Origin of the sequence: Gymnodinialimonas mytili, from assembly GCF_037544085.1 — a bacterium.
In the GTDB taxonomy this organism is placed as follows: Bacteria; Pseudomonadota; Alphaproteobacteria; order Rhodobacterales; family Rhodobacteraceae; genus Gymnodinialimonas; species Gymnodinialimonas mytili.
Map to the genome: position 1 here is coordinate 902520 of NZ_JBBIFW010000001.1, position 17088 is coordinate 919607.

The following is a 17088-nucleotide window of genomic DNA, read 5'->3' on the forward strand; positions in this document are numbered from 1 at the left end:
GGTGGATAGCTTATCTTGCGCCCGAGGCACCGGAAACCCCCAAGACTGGGGCATTTGCGATTAACCAGTTAGTAATTCGCCCCCTGCCCGAACGGTTCGAACGCATTTACTGTGCATTTTAGACGTTGTTGATCGGTTAACCCGCCAATGGCGCAAAGAAGCACCTGGAAAGGACGCATCATGCACAGCCAAGCCGTTATCGAGGCGTTCGATCTTCTGGGCGTTTCCCCCCAGGCAGATGCCAAGGCCATCCGACAGGCATGGCGGGCTCTGGTGCGGACGTATCACCCAGATCAGTTTCGCGGGGACAAAGACGCCGCCAACCGACGCTTGGCCGAGTTGAATGCGGCCTTTGACCTGGTGACCGCGGCCGCACCTGTCTCGCGCGAAGGCGCCAAGGCACAATCAACGCGCGCTTCGAGCGCCCGGAAAGCCCAGGCGCAAGCACGGGCCGACGTTCAGGCACAACAACATGCCGCAGAACAGCGCCGTCGTGCCCAAATGCGCGCGCAGCGCGATCAAAACCGCCAGGATGCAAAAGCCGCTGCCCGCCGCCGCGCAGCGGAGCTTGACCGGCGCGACGCAGAGCGCGAAGCCGCACGCCGCAAGGCAACCCGGCCGGTTCGCGCCCTTTCCGCCGCCGAAATGCGGGCCAGCCAAGCCGCCCAAAACCTCTTCCAAGACGCTCGCCGCGCCTTTGCGCCTGCTGTACAGCCGCGCGTCGTTCACGCGGCCTAATCACTAAAATTAGACTCAAACGGGGATCAAAACTGATCCTTTTCAATCACCTCTCAGAAACTGAGCCAAATGGCTTTGTTTTTGTTATTGGCTATGATACTTAGCCGTATGGCTAATAATCTCGATGATATATTTGCTGCCCTGTCCGACCCGACCCGACGCGCCGTTATCGCACGCCTCGGCACTGGCGAGGCGCCCGTCAGCGATCTTGCAGCGCCGCATGACATGGCGCTGCCCAGCTTCCTAAAACACATCAAAACTCTGGAACGTGCAGGGCTTGTGCAGACCCGCAAAATTGGACGCACGCGGATCTGTACGCTTCATCCAGAGGCATTGGCCGTGGCCGAAAACTGGCTGGACCAACAACACGAGATCTGGGTCGGCAAGCTCGATCGGCTCGACGCTTATCTCAACAAGGATCAAATGGAATGACAGATACCAAAACCCTCACCTTTGTCCGGGCCCTTACAGCCGATCCAGCGCGCGTCTACCGGGCGCTGACCTCCGCCGAGGCGCGGATGGCCTGGGGACCGCCAGGGCCCGATCAGGTTGTGATCATCGAAAACCAACCCGAGGCGGCGCCGGGCCTGCGCGAGCATTCGCGTTGCGGCCCCGCCGACAACCCGTATGTCGATGTGCATACCGACTGGATCCTGCTTGAGCCTGAGCGCATCGCCTACGCCGAAACGCTGCTCGCAGAGGGTACGACACTCGGCACCAGCCTTGCAGTCTTCGATCTGACCCAATCCAAAAGCGGCACCGATCTGGCGGCGACGATCATGGTGGCCAGCTATATCGGTGATGAGATGTTCGCCGAATTTGAGGCGGGATGGACCCACGCAATGGAAAACCTGACACAACATCTGGAATAGTCATAGGCTTGGCTGGTGCCGAATGGCATGGCAGGGTTTTGCGATGAAATCACTGATGCTCGCTATGACCCTGTCCTGGCCTTTGACCGCCCATGCCTTTCCCGTCGCCCGCTGCATCAACCTTGGCGCCGCGATGGAGGCCCCGGTTGAAGGCGATTGGGGCTATATCGTCGCGCAAGATCATATTGCTCTGATAGCCGAGGCGGGATTTGACACGATCCGCCTGCCCGTTCGGTTTGCAGATCATTGGGATGGCGAGCGGCTTGACCCCGCCATTCTTGCACGCACAGATCAAGTGATTGGTTGGGCCGAGACCGAAGGGCTCAATACGATCCTCGACCTGCATCATTTCTTGGCGCTCAAAGACAACCCCGGCGCCCATATCGATACGTTGATCAATATCTGGGAAGAGCTTGCCCACCACTATGCGGGCGCCCCCGACAGTCTGATGTTCGAGTTGTTCAATGAACCTGCGATCAATTTCACCACCGAACTGGCCGTACCTGTCTTCACAGACATCACCGCGATGATCCGTCAGACGAATCCCGACCGTTGGATCATCACGGGCGGCGGCGACTGGAACGATCTTGACGAGATGTTGCGTCTGCCCGCGCCCGGCCACCGAGAGGTACGCACGTTTCACTACTACAGACCTTGGGACTTCACCCATCAACAGGCCGCCTATCTTAATGATCCGCCGCCGCCCTCCGATTGGGGAAGTGCGCAAGATCGCGCGGCGCTGGCAGCAGATATGGCGCAGGCTGCATCTGCAGCGGGACCCGTCTTTCTGGGTGAGTTCGGTGTGTACGGCGCGACCGACGAAACCCAACGTCTCAGTTGGATCAGGGCGGTCCGCGAAACCGCCGAAGCGAACAGTCTACCGTGGTGCTACTGGGGCTTCTCCCAAGGGGCCGGTATCGGCTTTTCCGCCTACAATACCGGCACCGAAAGCTGGGATCCGGGTATGCCCGCGACATTATTGGACTGATCCGAACGCTTGAAATCCGGCGCTTTTCCCGGTTTGCTGCGCGAGGTCGTGCGAAATCGGGCCGCCCTCTACGCCGCATCGAGGGTCGGATGACCACCCGCCCCACCAGGTAACGCGGCAGGCTTGACGCACATGACAATCCGGTTCCTGCTGAACGGAGAACCGCAGGCCGTCGACACGGCCCCCACCGTGACGTTGCTCGACTGGCTTCGCGAGGAAAGGCGCCTGACCGGCACCAAAGAAGGCTGCAATGAAGGTGATTGCGGCGCTTGCACAGTGATGGTGACCGACCCTGACGGCAGTGCACGCACGCTGAACGCGTGCATCCTGTTCCTGCCGCAACTCGATGGCCGCGCCGTGCGCACAGTGGAAGGGATCGCGGCGCCCGATGGCACGCTTCACCCGGTGCAACGGGCCATGGTCGATCTGCATGGATCCCAATGCGGGTTTTGCACACCGGGCTTTGTGGTCTCAATGGCGACCGCCCATCTCAACGGTGCGACGGACCATGCCGACCAGATTGCGGGCAACCTCTGTCGTTGCACCGGGTATGCACCGATCTTGCGCGCCGCCGATGCCGCAGCCAGCGCTGCCATCCCAGGCCACATGCGCGAAGATGCCATTGCGCTCAGCAAGGCTGCTTTGGCCGACACCGGCGAAACCTCCGCGAGCACAAAGGCTCAAATCGCGACGCCAAAATCAGCCGATGACCTTGCTGAATGGTATGCCGCGCACCCGGAAGCCACTTTGATCGCGGGCGCAACCGATGTCGGCTTGTGGGTCACCAAACAGCACCGCAATCTCGGCCCGGTAGCGTTTCTCAATCAATGTGCAGATCTAAGTGGCGTCACGCAGGATGGCGACATGCTACGCGTGGGCGCGATGACGACGCTGACTGAATTGCATGCCGCGATCAGGCCGCTGAGCGCAAGCTATGCCGAGATGATCCGCCGTTATGGGTCCGTCCAAGTTCGCAACGCAGCGACGCTTGGCGGTAACATTGCCAATGGATCACCGATCGGTGACAGCCCACCGCCATTAATCGCCCTCGGCGCGAGCTTGCATCTGCGCAAAGGTGACACACGACGCGTGATCCCGATCGAGGATTTCTTTCTGGATTACGGAAAGCAAGACCGCGCCCCCGGCGAATTTGTCGAGGCAGTTTCGATCCCGAGAGATCTGGCCGATCTGCGCGTCTACAAATTGTCGAAACGGTTCGATCAAGACATCTCCGCCGTTTGCGGTGCGTTTAATCTCCGCATCCAAGACAACCGCATCGCCGCCGTGCGAATTGCATTTGGCGGGATGGCGGGCATCCCCAAACGCGCGATCGCCGTCGAGGCTGCCCTTTTGGAGCAGCCATTTACCGAGCCGGTGATCAACGCAGCCTTGCCCGCCTTTGCCGAAGATTTCAGCCCCCTTAGCGATATGCGCGCTTCCGCCGAGTATCGATTGCGCGCGGCGCAGGGGATGCTCAAACGGGTGTTCCACGAACGATCAGGCGCCCGGACCACGGCGTTGGAGGTACGGTCATGAATGTGCATAAGCCCCTGCCCCATGATGCCGCGTCTCTGCATGTCACTGGCGCAGCGCGATATGTGGATGATATCCCCACCCCTGCCGATTGCCTGCATTTGGCCTTTGGGTTGAGCCAGGTGGCAAAGGGTCAGATCCGCAATCTGGATCTGTCTGCCGTACGCGCGGCCGAAGGTGTGATCGCGGTGCTGGCAGGATCCGACCTGTCTCCGATCCCCGATTGCTCCCCGTCCAATCATGACGAGCCCCTGCTGAGCGACGGTGCGGTACATTACGCCGGTCAGCCGCTGTTTCTCGTAGCCGCTGAAAGCCACCTCGCCGCAAGGCGCGCCGCGGTTTTGGCTCAGATCGACATCGCGGAAGAGGCACCGATCCTGACGATTGATGAGGCGCTGGCCGCCGACAGCCGCTTCGAAGATGGGCCGCGCATCTACGCGAAAGGTGACGTGGAGGCGGCTTTGAGCGAGGCAGCTCATATCGTCGAGGGTCGGATCGATGTCGGCGGACAAGAGCACTTTTATCTGGAGGGTCAATCCGCCCTCGCCCTGCCGCAAGAAGGCGGGGATGTAGTGATCCAGACCTCATCCCAGCACCCGACCGAAATCCAACACAAGGTGGCCGATGCGCTAGGCCAACCGATGCACAGCGTGCGGGTCGAGGTCCGCCGGATGGGCGGCGGATTTGGCGGCAAAGAAAGCCAAGGCAATTATCTGGCCATCGCCTGCGCCTTGGTGGCCGCACGCACCGGGCGGCCCTGCAAGATGCGTTATGATCGCGATGATGACTTTGTGATCACCGGCAAGCGACATGATGCACGTGTGATCTACCGTGCCGGGTTCGAGGAGGACGGGAGACTGCTGGGCGTGGATTTCACACAGCTTGTCCGCTGTGGCTGGGCAATGGATCTCAGCCTGCCCGTGGCCGACCGCGCGATGCTGCACTCGGACAATGCCTATCTGTTGCCCAATGCGCGGATCACTTCACACCGGCTGAAAACCAACACACAATCGGCCACCGCGTTCCGCGGTTTTGGCGGACCCCAAGGTATGCTCGGCATCGAGCGTGTGATGGACCACGCCGCGCATCAGCTTGGAATAGATCCGCTGGATCTGCGGCGCCTAAATTACTATCGGGCAGCGCTGGGTGAGAGTTCAGATGCCTCCGGCGGGGGTATTTCGAGCCAGCGGAAGGGGGGGCGTCTGGACCAGGCCGATCTGACGGGGCGCGGTGCGGTGAAGGTCTCCGGCGGGGGGCATTCGGCGCGCTTTGGCGGCGCATATTCGCGGATGCAAACGATCGAAGAGAATACCACGCCCTACGGGATGAAGGTTGAAGACTTCATACTGCATGACCTGACGACAAAGCTTTACGAAAGCTGTTCGTTCGAAAAACGTAAGGCAGCTGTGGATAATTGGAACGCCTGCGAGCCGGTGCTAAAGCGGGGGATCGCGCTGACACCGGTGAAGTTTGGCATCTCATTCACGCTGACACATTTGAACCAAGCGGGCGCTTTGGTGCATGTCTATCAAGACGGCTCCATCCATATGAACCATGGCGGGACCGAGATGGGTCAGGGTCTATTCCAAAAGGTTGCGCAGGTCGCCGCGGATCGATTTGGCGTAGACATCGCAAAGGTGAAGATCACCGCAACAGATACAGGAAAGGTGCCGAACACCTCGGCCACGGCGGCGTCCTCAGGGACCGACTTGAACGGCATGGCCGTGAAAGCTGCCTGCGACACGATCCGCGATCGCATCGCGGAGGTGGTCGCGCCAGAGCTGCAAGCGGACCCTGCGCGGGTTGTGTTCACTGATGGCGAGGTGCGCGCCGATAGCGCCGCTATGCCCTTCGAGGACGCGGTGGCGAAAACCTACATGGCGCGCGTCAGCCTATCAGCGACAGGGTTCTACAAGACACCCAAGATCGAATGGGACCGGATCGCAGGCCATGGGCGGCCGTTTTTCTACTTTGCCTATGGGGCCGCCTGTTCCGAGGTCGTCATCGACACGCTAACCGGCGAAAACCGTATCCTGCGCACGGATATTTTGCACGATGCCGGTGCGTCGCTGAACCCGGCGCTGGACATGGGTCAGATCGAGGGCGGCTTTGTACAGGGCGCTGGCTGGCTGACAATGGAAGAACTGGTCTGGGACGGGCGCGGCGCACTGAAAACCCATGCACCTTCCACCTACAAGATTCCTTGCGCCTCGGACACGCCAGACGTGTTCAACGTGGCGCTTTGGGATGGGCCGAACCGCGAAGACACGATCTATCGCTCCAAAGCGGTGGGCGAGCCGCCGTTCATGTTGGGTATCAGCGTATTCTCCGCGCTTGGACATGCCTGTTCGGCCTGTGGCCCGAGCTTTCCTGACCTCCAGGCACCGGCAACACCCGAGGCCACTTTGGCCGCCGTGGACCGGGCGCGCGCATGAGCCAAGAGATCACCGTCACTGTCCGGAGCAGCCGAGGCTCCGCGCCGCGCGATGCCGGGGCGACGATGCGTGTGGGGCCCGATGATGTTAATGGCACAATCGGCGGCGGCGCCCTGGAATGGGAGGCGATCCGCATCGCGCGTACGATGCTGGCCGATGGCACTTTGCAAGCAGAGCGTACATTTCCGCTTGGACCCGATCTGGGGCAGTGCTGCGGGGGGGCCGTGACGCTTGATTTCATAGCCGACGCCCCGGACATTGAACCGACTGAACCACCGATCTGGATTTGGGGGGCGGGCCATGTTGGGCGCGCCATCGCAGCAACCCTTGCGCCATTCGAAGATCTGCCGATCACCCTCATCGATACCGATGCCCGGCGGTTTCCGGCAGAGATGCCGCAAGGCGTCACATCGCTAATCGCTGCCGACATGCCACGCGCCATGGCCCATGCGCCTGCGGATGCGCGTCACATAATCTTGACCTACAGCCACGACATCGATCTTGCCTTATGCGATGCGGTGCTGCGCCAAGATTTTGCGGAATGCGGCCTGATCGGCTCTGCTACGAAATGGGCGCGCTTCCGCAAACGACTCGGCCAACTCGGCCATGCGGATGCTCAAATTTCGCGCATCCTGTGTCCCATCGGCGACCCGAGACTGGGCAAACACCCTCAAGCCATTGCGGTTGGCGTGGCAGCGCGGCTACTTGATAAGCAAATGCTGCAAGAATCAGCAGATGCGTCGCCGACTGGGGGGTTATGAACGCGCCACTTCTCGACATCCGGGGGCTGACCAAGGCCTATCCCGGCGTCATTGCGAATGACGACGTCTCCTTTGCTATTCAACCTGGCGAAATCCACGCGCTGTTGGGAGAGAATGGCGCGGGCAAATCGACATTGGTCAAGATGATCTACGGCCTCGTCGCCCCCGATAGCGGAACGATGGCGCTGAATGGGGCACCTTTTACACCGGTCGAACCGCGCGCCGCGCGTGCCGCCGGTGTCGCAATGGTGTTCCAGCATTTCAGTCTATTTGACGCGCTGTCGGTCGCGGAAAACATCGCCCTCGGCATGGAGGACCCGCCAAAGCCGCGCGATCTGGGCCTAAAAATCCGTGAGGTCAGTACAGCATATGGCTTGCCCCTGGATCCTGACAGCCTGGTGGGTGATCTGTCCGCCGGGGAACGGCAGCGAGTCGAGATTATCCGCTGTCTGCTGCAGGATCCCAAGCTGCTAATCATGGACGAACCTACAAGCGTCTTGACCCCGCAAGAGGTTGAGATCCTGTTTCAGACCCTCCGAAAGCTCAGTGCCGAGGGCACGGCGATCCTGTATATCTCCCACAAGCTGGAAGAGATCCGGGCGCTGTGCGATGCGGCAACGATCCTGCGCTTGGGAAAGGTTGTCGGGGGGTGCGACCCGAAGCAAAGCTCGGCCGCCCAGATGGCCGAGATGATGGTCGGCAAATCCTTGGCGCAACCGGCACGGGACGCCACCCCACCGGGCGACGTATTGCTGCATGTCACCGGCTTGTCGATACCGCCTGCAAGCGCCTTTGGGACAGCGCTTCGAGATGTTTCATTGGTGCTCCACCAAGGCGAGGTATTGGGCATCGGCGGGGTTGCGGGCAATGGCCAGGACGAGTTGCTGGCCATCTTGTCCGGCGAACGGCGCGCCCCACCGGGCAGCCTGATCTTCAAGGCGCATGATATCAGCGCCCAAGGCCCGGATGCGCGCCGCGCCAATGGGCTGCTTTCGGCGCCGGAGGAGCGCCTTGGCCACGCGGCAGCGCCCGATATGAGCCTGGTGGAAAACGCCGTTCTCACCGCGCGTCAACGCAAGGACCTGGCGCGGAGTGGTTTCTTGTCGTGGTCCAAAGCGCGCCGATTTGCCGAAGACATTATCACACGTTTCGATGTTCGCACGCCGGGCAGCGGAACCGCCGCACGCGCTCTGTCCGGTGGCAACTTGCAGAAATTTGTGATCGGGCGCGAGATTCTGCAGCAGCCCGATGTTCTGGTCGTCAATCAGCCAACCTGGGGCGTTGATGCCTCTGCGGCAGCGGCGATCCGACAAGCCCTGTTGGATCTGGCCCAGGGCGGCGCCGGTGTCATTGTGATCAGTCAGGATCTGGATGAGCTGTTGGAAATCTCGGATCAGTTCTGCGCCTTGAACGAAGGGCGTCTTTCCGCACCACGCCCGGCGCGCGAGTTGAGCATGGAAGCGATCGGCCTGATGTTGGGCGGCGCCCACGGTATGGAGGAAGCCCATCCCGAAGACTTGCAGGAGATCAGCGCATGATCCGCCTGGAGAAACGCCCCGCCCCGTCGCGTGCCTGGGCGCTGAGCACGCCGATCCTGGCCGTCCTTCTGACAATGGTGGCCGGTGGCGCGATGTTTGCGGCTTTGGGCCAGGATCCGGTCGAGGTGATCCGCGTGATCTTCTGGGATCCGCTGTTTCATGAACGCTTTGCCAGTTTCTCGCGCCCGCAATTGCTGGTGAAAGCGGGGCCACTGATCTTGATTGCCATCGGCCTGTCGCTGGGATTCCGTGCCGGCATTTGGAATATTGGGGCCGAGGGGCAGTACATCGTCGGTGCCATTTGTGGCGCTGCATTTGGCTTGGCTCTCTATCCATCAGAAAGCGTGTTGATCTTCCCTGGCATGGTCATTGCGGGTCTGATTGGCGGATGGCTTTGGGCGATGATCCCCGCTTTGCTAAAGACGATGGCCAACACCAATGAAATCCTGGTATCTCTGCTTTTGGTCTACGTGGCCGAAGCGATGTTGGCCTCCGCCGCGACGGGTTGGTTGCGCAATCCCGATGGGCAAGGCTTTCCCGGCTCGCGGAACCTGGCGCGTCATGCGGGCACCGATAACCCAGAGTTGATTGCCGGAACCGGCATGCATTGGGGTGTAGTCGCCGCCTTTCTCGCCGTTATCGCCGCCTTCATATTGTTCCAGAAGCATACAATCGGCTACCAGATCAAATTGGCGGGGCAGGCCCCCCGCGCGGCGCGGTTTTCGGGCGTGAACCCGACGCGCACGGTGATTTTGTGCTTGGGCATTTCGGGCGCGCTGGCTGGCGCCGCAGGTCTGTTTGAAGTTGCGGGACCGGCCGGTCAGATCACCATCGATTTTAATGTCGGCTACGGGTTCACGGCGATTATCGTTGCCTTCCTCGGACGCCTGAACCCCATCGGGATCCTTCTGGCGGGGCTGTTGATGGCGCTGACCTATATCGGTGGCGACATGGCGCAACTGATGCTGCAGGTTCCCGCCCCTGCGATCCAGGCGTTCCAAGGCATGTTGCTGTTCTTCTTGCTGGCGCTGGACGTTTTATCGAACTACCGCATCCGCATCGGACGGGACCGCGTGGCATGAGTGAATACCGCCCATTCCGACTTGGGGATCTGCCATTGACCCTGGCGCGCTGCGTGATTGGCGCCCTGTTGGGTTTTGGCGCAGTCGGCATGGTGTTCCTGCTCAAGGAAGGGCTCTGGCTGCTTCTCGTGCTTCTGATCCCCATCATGATCCTACACTTTATTGGCCAAATGCTGTTTGACGGCATCATTTATGGCATTGCTTGGCTTTGGCGTGCCGCCCGTGGCAAACCCCGCCCAACCTATCCGCCGCGCCCTGCACCGCTCTCCGTGCCGCCGGAACCCTGGATCTTGCACCACGGGCTTTTGGTCGGCTTCGTCACCTCTGCAACTCTTCTGACAGCGCAAGCCTGGCGCAGCGGTGCATTTGGAGCGGCACCATGACCGCAGCACCGCTCCGCATCTTCATGACATTGCTTCTCATGGCGCTCGACGTTGGAGCTGGTCTGATCATCGGGGGGTTTACCTCGATGCTGGTGCTTTTCCTGTTCACCGACACTGGATTCGCTTGGATCTTTGGCGGTGCGCTTATCTTGGCAATCATATCAACCGGCGTCGCCGATAGATTTCTTCTGCCGAAACGAAGCAGCGCCTTGCGCGACACAAACCATCGCAATCGTCGCATTGCCTTCATTCTCGGCTTGGCCCTCGGAGCCTTTACGCCCGTCATCCGCTTAGGCATCCTACCCGGAGCACTTGCGCCATGATCGATCCCGTCACGCTGATCGTCGCGCTGATCACGATCTCAACCCCAGTCTTGCTGGCCGCTCTGGGCGAGTTGGTGGTGGAAAAGGCAGGCGTCCTGAACCTAGGCGTTGAAGGCATGATGATCACCGGCGCTGTCTGCGGCTTCATCACCGCCCATGAGACCGGGTCTCCGACCTTGGCCTTCCTGGCGGGTGGCACGGGCGCGGCGCTTCTCAGCATGATCTTTGCCGCGCTGACGCAATTTCTGATGTCGAACCAGGTGGCGACGGGGCTGGCGCTGACATTGTTCGGTCTAGGCCTCTCGGCGCTTTTGGGCGTGGGGTATGAAGGCACTCCGATCCCCGAAGTCGCCAAACCTCTGCCCGCCGCTTTGCGCGAAATTCCTATGATCGGCCCCATCTTGTTGAGTCACGATCTGGTGACTTACCTCGCCATCGCAGCTGTGTTTGTGATTGCCTATGTGCTGCGCCACACGCGGACCGGATTGATCCTGCGTGCTGTGGGCGAAAGTCATGATGCGGCGCACGCACTGGGCTACAAGGTTGTCCGGATCCGCTGCGCCGCAATTGTCTTTGGCGGCGCAATGGCGGGTCTAGGTGGCGCGTTTCTCAGCGTCGTTTATGTGGAAAACTGGGTGCAGGGTATGACCGCGGGTGCCGGATGGATCGCGCTGGCGCTGGTTGTGTTCGCCGCCTGGAAATCGGGGCGCGTTCTGTTCGGCGCCTGGCTTTTCGGGGGCATCGCCGCACTGCAATTGCGACTGCAAGCCCAAGAGGTGCCGGTGCCTGTCGCATTGCTGGACGCCTCCCCCTACCTTGTCACCATCGCCGTGTTGGTCATCATGTCATCGGACCGGGCTCGCACGTCGCTGAACGCGCCGGGCGATCTGGGCCGGACGTTCCATGCAAGCGGGTAAGCGATGAAGCGGCGCGATGTAATCGACATCTTGGATGGCACCCATCCACGCGTGGGCCGCGGCGTCGCGCTGTTCATCTACGCGTTGATCTGTGCCTCCGCCGTGGTCATCGCGCTGGAAACGCTGCCGGATCTGAGCCCACGGGCCAATACGCTTCTGGTCACAGCGGAGCTTGTGATCTTGGGGTTGTTCACCGTCGAATATGTGTTGCGCTTGACCTGTTCGGAACAGCCGCTGAAATACGCGTTCAGTTTTTGGGGCATCATCGATTTTATCGCCGTGGTGCCCGCGCTTCTGTTCCTGTTCCCCGACCTGACCACCGTCCGGGCGCTGCGGCTATTGCGGATCTTGCGTTTGCTGAAATTGTTCAAAGCCAACCGCGCGCTGGACCGCATCGGCGCGGCGATCGACAAGGTCAAAGCCGAATTCGGGATATTCTTGTTTATCGCCGTCGTCGCCCTCTATCTGGCCGCCGTGGGAATTTATCACTTTGAGCACGAGGTACAGCCCAACGGGTTCAGCTCGATCCCCGAAAGCCTCTGGTGGGCGGTCGCCACGCTGACCACCGTGGGCTACGGCGATGTCTATCCCATCACGACCGGCGGGCGTGTCTTTACCGGTCTGGTTCTTCTGATCGGCATTGGGATCGTCGCGGTTCCCGCCGGGTTGATCACCGCAGCGCTCACCGAAGCGTCACCGTCCGATCACCTACGCAGCAACGCCTCGGCGGAGCAAACCACATCACCAAACCAAAACGAGACGACTGACAGAGGAGATACCTTATGACAACATTCAGAACCTTAATGGCCAGCGCCGCACTGGGCACACTGGCCCTGACCGGCGCTGCATTCGCCCAAGACGACCCGTTCCAGGTCGGCTTCGTCTATGTCGGACCGACCGGTGACTACGGCTGGAACTATGAACATGATCAGGGCCGCCAAGCCGTCGAAGAGCATTTCGGCGACGCCGTGGAAACCAGCTTTGTCGAAAGCGTTGCCGAAGGCGCCGATGCCGAGCGGGTGATGACCCAGATGATCCTGAACGGCGCCGATATGATCTTTACGACCTCGTTCGGATATGGCGAGGCAACGAACGCCATCGCAGGGCAATTCCCGGATGTCTATTTCGAACATGCTACCGGCTATTTGCGCGAACATCCCAACGTGTCGACCTATTCCGGTCGCTTCTATGAAGGCCGCGCCGTGACCGGACACATTGCCGGGCACATGACCGAAAGCAATATCATCGGTTATATCGCGTCGTATCCGATCCCCGAAGTGATCCGTGGCATCAACGCTGCCTATCTGCATGCGCGCGAAGTGAACCCCGATGTCGAGATGCGTGTGGTCTGGGTCTACACTTGGTTTGACCCCGCCGTTGAGGCCGATGCCGCCCAAGCGCTGATCGATGCGGGTGTGGATGTACTGATGCAGCACACCGATTCCACAACGCCGCAGGAAGCCGCGGAAGAGGCCGGGATCCTCAGCTTCGGCCAGGCCTCCGACATGATCCAATTCGCGCCGCAGCCTCGGATGGCTTCGATCATCGACGACTGGGCGCCGTACTATATCCGCCGGGTTGGTGAAGCGATGGACGGCACCTGGGAACAGACCGATACCTGGGATGGGATCGGGCCCGGCATGGTGCGCATTGGTGAGATGACGGATGTTATCCCTGAGGAGGTTCAGGCTTCTGCCCAGGCGATGATCGACGCAATTGGCGCAGGTGAGTATCACCCTTTCACCGGCCCGATCAATCGCCAGGACGGCAGCGTCTGGCTGGCCGAGGGCGAAACGCCCGACGATGGCACACTGGCCGGGATGGATTTCTACGTCGAGGGGATCACAAGCGAAATCCCGAACTGACCCAAATCTTCAAAGACTTTAACGCAAAAAATACAAAGGCCCGCCTGTTTGGCGGGCCTTTGTGTTAAAAGGGTCAAGATCAAGCGACGGTACGACGACGCAAAGCCCCAAGACCGGCCAGACCGACCGCCAACAATAGGGCACTCGCAGGGAGCGGCACCGCCGCAACCACTTGCAGATCCCAGGTCGCCTGTTCGCGCGGCGTGGATTGGCCGGCAACCGGATCGATCAAGAACGTGACCTGTCCAGTGAGCCCGCGATAGGTCAGCGACCCGCTTTCTCCAATCGCAGTGGATGCGCCGTTTACCGAGAATTCGCCATCGAATGCGTTGAAGCGGGAGCGTTGATCCCCCGCCCAATTGAAGGTGACGTCATAAATGCCGGTGCCAAAATCAAGCGTCCAGCCATCCAAGTATTGGTTGCGCGCGGTATTGGCATGCACCAATCCACCATAGATCGACGTGTTGCCAACGATCTCAAGCACATGGGCGCTGGGGTTTGTGCCAAAGTCGCCCAGCACCTGGCCGGGTGCAGCGGCGGGCGCGCTGCTTGGCACCAGGTTCTCATGCACGACGCCAGAAATGTTTTGGTAAGTCACAGCCGAGGCTTGCGTGGCGCCCAAGACCGCGGCACCAGCAAGGATAAGGGACAGCAGCGTAGATTTCATCGGTCAATCCCGTGTCAATAAGGTCCAAATCAATGTCATCTGCAGGCGCGTGGCGCGTGGCCGACCCTCCGCACACAACACGTGTAGAGTTCTGTCGATCTGGTTTATTCCAGCGAAATATGTCGAAAATTGTCCAGATTGAGGAAAATGCAGAGGCACATTGCCCTGCCAAGCGCGCCTTGGAACGGCGTATCTTGCCGGGCCTGATCACTGTGAATACGGTCCGCCAATGATCTATGATTTCATCGTGATCGGCGGCGGCATTGCGGGCGTTTCGGCGGGCGCGCGGCTCGCCAGTTTGGGATCGGTCTGTGTGCTGGAGGCAGAAACCGCGCCCGCCTACCATGCATCCGGTCGCTCCGCCGCGCTATATGAAGGCAGCTACGGCAACTCGGTCACTGTCGCGCTAAACCAAGCCTCGCGGGCCGACCTTGATACGCTTGATGGAGGATTACTCAGCCCCCGTGGTCTGATGATGCTGGGCGGACCCGGCCAAGAGGCTGCGCTGGCTCGTGATATTGCGTCGATGGCGCTGACACCTCTGACCCCAGCCGAGGCGCAGGCACGCGTGCCTATCCTGAATCTCGATCATGTTGTGGGCGCAGCCATGAATGACGATGCCTGGGATATCGACACCGACCGCATGGTGCAGAATTTCGCCAAAACCATCCGTTCTAAAGGCCGCATCGCCACCCATGCGCCCGTGGCGGAGATCACCCAAGACGGCACCATTTGGCGGGTGACGGCAAACGAAACCTATCGCGCCCGGCACATCGTGAACGCGGCAGGCGCCTGGGCCGATCAGATCGCCGCCATGGCCGGGATCACACCACTGGGCCTGATCCCGTTGCGCCGCTCCGTCGCTCGGATGCCTGCGCCCGGAGGCCACGATGTGCGCGCTTGGCCGATGCTACTGGGCGCCGATGAAAGTTGGTATGCCAAGCCCGATGCAGGCGCTTGGCTGGTCTCTCCCGCTGAAGAAGATAGGGTGGACAATCCCCATGATGCCTACGCCAATGACCTGAGCCTGGCCGAGGGCATTGCGCGATATCAGCCTTTTGTCACCGCAGAGGTAACCCGCGTGACCGGCAACTGGGCGGGCCTGCGCACCTTTGCGCCGGATCGCTGCTTGGTCATCGGCCCCGATCCAGCCATGCCCAGTTTTCTGTGGGCGGCGGGCCAAGGCGGATACGGATTTCAAACGGCGCCTGCGGCCTCGCAACTTTTGGCCGATCTGGTGGCTGACCGACAGCCGGCCCTGGACAAAGCCCATATTTCTGCGCTTTGCCCCTCACGTTTCCGCTAGGGCGACCAAACCTGAACTTGGCATTCCCCCGCGCAAGCCTATGCTCGCCGCAGCAAACCGATGGAGAATATCTTTGTTTCATCCCCGTATTTTGACCCCCACCCTGGCCGCCCTTGCCATTTGCGTTCCCATGGCGGCCGTCGCGCAATCCAATCTCGACCGGTTCGAGGCCCTGTCTGAGCAAATGACGGCACTGACCTATCAAGGCCTCGTGGAACAGGTTCCCGCGCTGGAAGGGCAATTACCCTCCGTCGAATGGGACCGCCCGATGCGTCGCGCCGGGCGCTGCGCACTGCGTGCCTATGAACGTTCCGTGGGCGAAGATGGCGTGACGGCAATGCTGAACGAGTTGGAACGCGCCATTGCGACGGCCAGCCCGTCCGACATTCTGACCGGTAGCTTTGAGGCAGGCGTGCCAGCGGGTCTGACGGCGAACGAGGTCCAGACGATCAACAACGATTGCGGCATGGTTGAATTGCAGATGCAGCGCTTGGCAGAATCGGGCGCGATGCAAGCGCTGCAGGGCCAATGAGACCGCTTGGCTTGCCCGCGTCGGTGGCGGCTGGCCTATTGGTCGCCGCTCCACTGCATGCACAATCGGATTTTGAGCGCTTCGAGGTCGTCACCGAGGCGATGAATGCGCTGATGAACCAAGCCTTCATCCAGGTGGCGCCCGATCTGGAAGGCCGGATGCCTGCACCCGAATGGGACGAGCCGCTGCGCGCGGCCTATCGTTGCATGTATGATGGCTTTGTCGACGAGGTCGGCGAGGCGCCAGTGGGCGACATGATCACCGCGATGGAAAACTCCCTGCCCGACCTGACACCCCAGGATATGCTGGGCGGGGAAAACCCGGTCGACAATCCAGAAGGGCTCAGCGATGAGCGTGCGCTGGAAATCGTGTCTGACTGTCAAGTCATGGAGGTTTTCGAACAGCGCATGGTCGAGTCCGGCGCGATGGAGATCCTGACCCAGCAATGACGCAATCGACGCCCCCAGGCTCGCCCGACCGTCGCTATGCCGTGGCACCCGATGACGGGGATGGGCGTATGTCGGCCCCCGCCGCCCTGCGCAATCGCGATGAAATCGCCGCTGCATTGGCCCAGATTGCGCCGAACTCGGGGCGGGCGCTGGAAATTGCGGCGGGCACCGGTGAGCACGTGATCCGCTTTGCCGCCTCCATGCCCGGGCTCAACTGGCAGCCCAGCGATCCGGCGGATGACAGACGGGCGTCGATCAAAGCCTGGATCGCGGCAGAGCCCGCTTCCAACATAGATGCGCCGATCGATCTGGATGCCTGCGCGCCCGGTTGGGCCGCCGAGCACGCTCCGTTTGATTTGGTGTTCTTCGCCAACCTGCTGCATCTGATCCCGGTGGAGCAAGCCGAGACCTGCCTGGCCGAAGCGGCCAAGGCCACCGCGCGCGGCGGCATTTTGGCGATCTATGGCCCATTCCTGCGCGATGGACAAACGACATCCGACGGCGATGCGGCCTTCCACGCGCGTTTGTCGGCGGATATGCCGGGCGCGGGTTATAAGGACCGCGATTGGGTTTTGGCTCAATTGATCCAGGCCGGTCTCATTCCAGAACCGCCACGTGACATGGCCGCCAACAACCTTTTGCTAACGGCGCGCCGCGCCATGTCCTAACGTAACGTCACATTGCGCTTTTCCCGATGCT

The 17088-nt window shown here is 60.9% G+C and carries 19 protein-coding genes; 18 read left to right on the forward strand and 1 reads right to left on the reverse strand.

Annotated elements, in window-relative coordinates:
• Positions 1-180: 180 nt before the first annotated feature.
• The 14 genes from V8J82_RS04470 (at position 181) to V8J82_RS04535 (ending at position 13435) form a co-directional block, all read left to right on the forward strand.
• The gene (locus V8J82_RS04470; RefSeq protein WP_339972569.1) at positions 181-738 is read left to right on the forward strand and encodes a J domain-containing protein; all 558 of its coding nucleotides are present in this window, start codon (positions 181-183) and stop codon (positions 736-738) included.
• Between the two features lie 69 nt (positions 739-807).
• A complete protein-coding gene (locus V8J82_RS04475; RefSeq protein WP_339972571.1) occupies positions 808-1170 on the forward strand; it encodes an ArsR/SmtB family transcription factor in 363 nt (120 codons plus the stop codon).
• Positions 1167-1610: an SRPBCC domain-containing protein gene (locus V8J82_RS04480; protein WP_339972573.1), complete on the forward strand. Its 444-nt coding sequence runs from the start codon at positions 1167-1169 to the stop codon at positions 1608-1610. The genes V8J82_RS04475 and V8J82_RS04480 overlap by 4 nt, the downstream gene beginning before the upstream one ends.
• 43 nt (positions 1611-1653) lie before the next feature.
• Complete coding sequence (locus V8J82_RS04485; RefSeq protein WP_339972575.1) at positions 1654-2598, forward strand: glycoside hydrolase family 5 protein; 945 nt, start codon at positions 1654-1656, stop codon at positions 2596-2598.
• A 132-nt stretch (positions 2599-2730) separates the two neighbouring features.
• The gene (xdhA, locus tag V8J82_RS04490) at positions 2731-4134 is read left to right on the forward strand and encodes a xanthine dehydrogenase small subunit (RefSeq protein WP_339972577.1); all 1404 of its coding nucleotides are present in this window, start codon (positions 2731-2733) and stop codon (positions 4132-4134) included.
• Positions 4131-6566: a xanthine dehydrogenase molybdopterin binding subunit gene (gene xdhB, locus V8J82_RS04495; RefSeq protein ID WP_339972579.1), complete on the forward strand. Its 2436-nt coding sequence runs from the start codon at positions 4131-4133 to the stop codon at positions 6564-6566. The genes xdhA and xdhB overlap by 4 nt, the downstream gene beginning before the upstream one ends.
• Positions 6563-7327: a xanthine dehydrogenase accessory protein XdhC gene (gene xdhC, locus V8J82_RS04500; protein WP_339972581.1), complete on the forward strand. Its 765-nt coding sequence runs from the start codon at positions 6563-6565 to the stop codon at positions 7325-7327. The genes xdhB and xdhC overlap by 4 nt, the downstream gene beginning before the upstream one ends.
• Positions 7324-8865: an ABC transporter ATP-binding protein gene (locus V8J82_RS04505; RefSeq protein ID WP_339972583.1), complete on the forward strand. Its 1542-nt coding sequence runs from the start codon at positions 7324-7326 to the stop codon at positions 8863-8865. The genes xdhC and V8J82_RS04505 overlap by 4 nt, the downstream gene beginning before the upstream one ends.
• Entirely contained in the window at positions 8862-9947 is a 1086-nt protein-coding gene (locus tag V8J82_RS04510) for an ABC transporter permease (protein WP_339972585.1), read from the forward strand. The genes V8J82_RS04505 and V8J82_RS04510 overlap by 4 nt, the downstream gene beginning before the upstream one ends.
• Entirely contained in the window at positions 9944-10330 is a 387-nt protein-coding gene (locus V8J82_RS04515) for a hypothetical protein (RefSeq protein WP_339972587.1), read from the forward strand. The genes V8J82_RS04510 and V8J82_RS04515 overlap by 4 nt, the downstream gene beginning before the upstream one ends.
• Positions 10327-10653 (forward strand): hypothetical protein, encoded by a 327-nt coding sequence (locus V8J82_RS04520; RefSeq protein WP_339972588.1) that lies wholly within the window; start codon positions 10327-10329, stop codon positions 10651-10653. Before V8J82_RS04515 ends, V8J82_RS04520 begins: the two co-directional genes overlap by 4 nt.
• Entirely contained in the window at positions 10650-11570 is a 921-nt protein-coding gene (locus V8J82_RS04525) for an ABC transporter permease (protein ID WP_339972589.1), read from the forward strand. The genes V8J82_RS04520 and V8J82_RS04525 overlap by 4 nt, the downstream gene beginning before the upstream one ends.
• Positions 11571-11573: 3 nt before the next feature.
• Complete coding sequence (locus V8J82_RS04530) at positions 11574-12356, forward strand: ion transporter (RefSeq protein ID WP_339972590.1); 783 nt, start codon at positions 11574-11576, stop codon at positions 12354-12356.
• Positions 12353-13435: a BMP family ABC transporter substrate-binding protein gene (locus V8J82_RS04535; RefSeq protein WP_339972592.1), complete on the forward strand. Its 1083-nt coding sequence runs from the start codon at positions 12353-12355 to the stop codon at positions 13433-13435. The genes V8J82_RS04530 and V8J82_RS04535 overlap by 4 nt, the downstream gene beginning before the upstream one ends.
• Positions 13436-13514: 79 nt before the next feature.
• Here V8J82_RS04535 and V8J82_RS04540 read toward each other — a convergent pair whose 3' ends face one another.
• Complete coding sequence (locus tag V8J82_RS04540; RefSeq protein ID WP_339972594.1) at positions 13515-14102, reverse strand: VPLPA-CTERM sorting domain-containing protein; 588 nt, start codon at positions 14100-14102, stop codon at positions 13515-13517.
• A 229-nt stretch (positions 14103-14331) separates the two neighbouring features.
• Here V8J82_RS04540 and V8J82_RS04545 point away from each other — a divergent pair, with 229 nt between their 5' ends.
• The 4 genes from V8J82_RS04545 (at position 14332) to V8J82_RS04560 (ending at position 17057) form a co-directional block, all read left to right on the forward strand.
• Positions 14332-15408 (forward strand): NAD(P)/FAD-dependent oxidoreductase, encoded by a 1077-nt coding sequence (locus V8J82_RS04545; RefSeq protein WP_339972595.1) that lies wholly within the window; start codon positions 14332-14334, stop codon positions 15406-15408.
• A gap of 73 nt (positions 15409-15481) precedes the next feature.
• Positions 15482-15940, forward strand: a complete 459-nt coding sequence (locus V8J82_RS04550) for a hypothetical protein (RefSeq protein ID WP_339972596.1) — start codon at positions 15482-15484, stop codon at positions 15938-15940.
• Positions 15937-16389 carry a hypothetical protein gene (locus V8J82_RS04555; protein ID WP_339972598.1) on the forward strand — a complete coding sequence of 151 codons (453 nt, stop codon included), beginning with the start codon at positions 15937-15939 and terminating at the stop codon, positions 16387-16389. The genes V8J82_RS04550 and V8J82_RS04555 overlap by 4 nt, the downstream gene beginning before the upstream one ends.
• Positions 16386-17057 (forward strand): DUF938 domain-containing protein, encoded by a 672-nt coding sequence (locus V8J82_RS04560; protein WP_339972600.1) that lies wholly within the window; start codon positions 16386-16388, stop codon positions 17055-17057. The genes V8J82_RS04555 and V8J82_RS04560 overlap by 4 nt, the downstream gene beginning before the upstream one ends.
• Positions 17058-17088: the final 31 nt, after the last annotated feature.

Bases quoted from the DNA above. Each gene is read 5' to 3' on its own strand.
- V8J82_RS04470 (WP_339972569.1), top strand. From the start codon at position 181: ATGCACAGCCAAGCCGTTATCGAGGCGTTCGATCTTCTGGGCGTTTCC.
- V8J82_RS04475 (WP_339972571.1), top strand. From the start codon at position 808: ATGGCTTTGTTTTTGTTATTGGCTATGATACTTAGCCGTATGGCTAAT.
- V8J82_RS04480 (WP_339972573.1), top strand. From the start codon at position 1,167: ATGACAGATACCAAAACCCTCACCTTTGTCCGGGCCCTTACAGCCGAT.
- V8J82_RS04485 (WP_339972575.1), top strand. From the start codon at position 1,654: ATGAAATCACTGATGCTCGCTATGACCCTGTCCTGGCCTTTGACCGCC.
- xdhA (WP_339972577.1), top strand. From the start codon at position 2,731: ATGACAATCCGGTTCCTGCTGAACGGAGAACCGCAGGCCGTCGACACG.
- xdhB (WP_339972579.1), top strand. From the start codon at position 4,131: ATGAATGTGCATAAGCCCCTGCCCCATGATGCCGCGTCTCTGCATGTC.
- xdhC (WP_339972581.1), top strand. From the start codon at position 6,563: ATGAGCCAAGAGATCACCGTCACTGTCCGGAGCAGCCGAGGCTCCGCG.
- V8J82_RS04505 (WP_339972583.1), top strand. From the start codon at position 7,324: ATGAACGCGCCACTTCTCGACATCCGGGGGCTGACCAAGGCCTATCCC.
- V8J82_RS04510 (WP_339972585.1), top strand. From the start codon at position 8,862: ATGATCCGCCTGGAGAAACGCCCCGCCCCGTCGCGTGCCTGGGCGCTG.
- V8J82_RS04515 (WP_339972587.1), top strand. From the start codon at position 9,944: ATGAGTGAATACCGCCCATTCCGACTTGGGGATCTGCCATTGACCCTG.
- V8J82_RS04520 (WP_339972588.1), top strand. From the start codon at position 10,327: ATGACCGCAGCACCGCTCCGCATCTTCATGACATTGCTTCTCATGGCG.
- V8J82_RS04525 (WP_339972589.1), top strand. From the start codon at position 10,650: ATGATCGATCCCGTCACGCTGATCGTCGCGCTGATCACGATCTCAACC.
- V8J82_RS04530 (WP_339972590.1), top strand. From the start codon at position 11,574: ATGAAGCGGCGCGATGTAATCGACATCTTGGATGGCACCCATCCACGC.
- V8J82_RS04535 (WP_339972592.1), top strand. From the start codon at position 12,353: ATGACAACATTCAGAACCTTAATGGCCAGCGCCGCACTGGGCACACTG.
- V8J82_RS04540 (WP_339972594.1), bottom strand. From the start codon at position 14,102: ATGAAATCTACGCTGCTGTCCCTTATCCTTGCTGGTGCCGCGGTCTTG.
- V8J82_RS04545 (WP_339972595.1), top strand. From the start codon at position 14,332: ATGATCTATGATTTCATCGTGATCGGCGGCGGCATTGCGGGCGTTTCG.
- V8J82_RS04555 (WP_339972598.1), top strand. From the start codon at position 15,937: ATGAGACCGCTTGGCTTGCCCGCGTCGGTGGCGGCTGGCCTATTGGTC.
- V8J82_RS04560 (WP_339972600.1), top strand. From the start codon at position 16,386: ATGACGCAATCGACGCCCCCAGGCTCGCCCGACCGTCGCTATGCCGTG.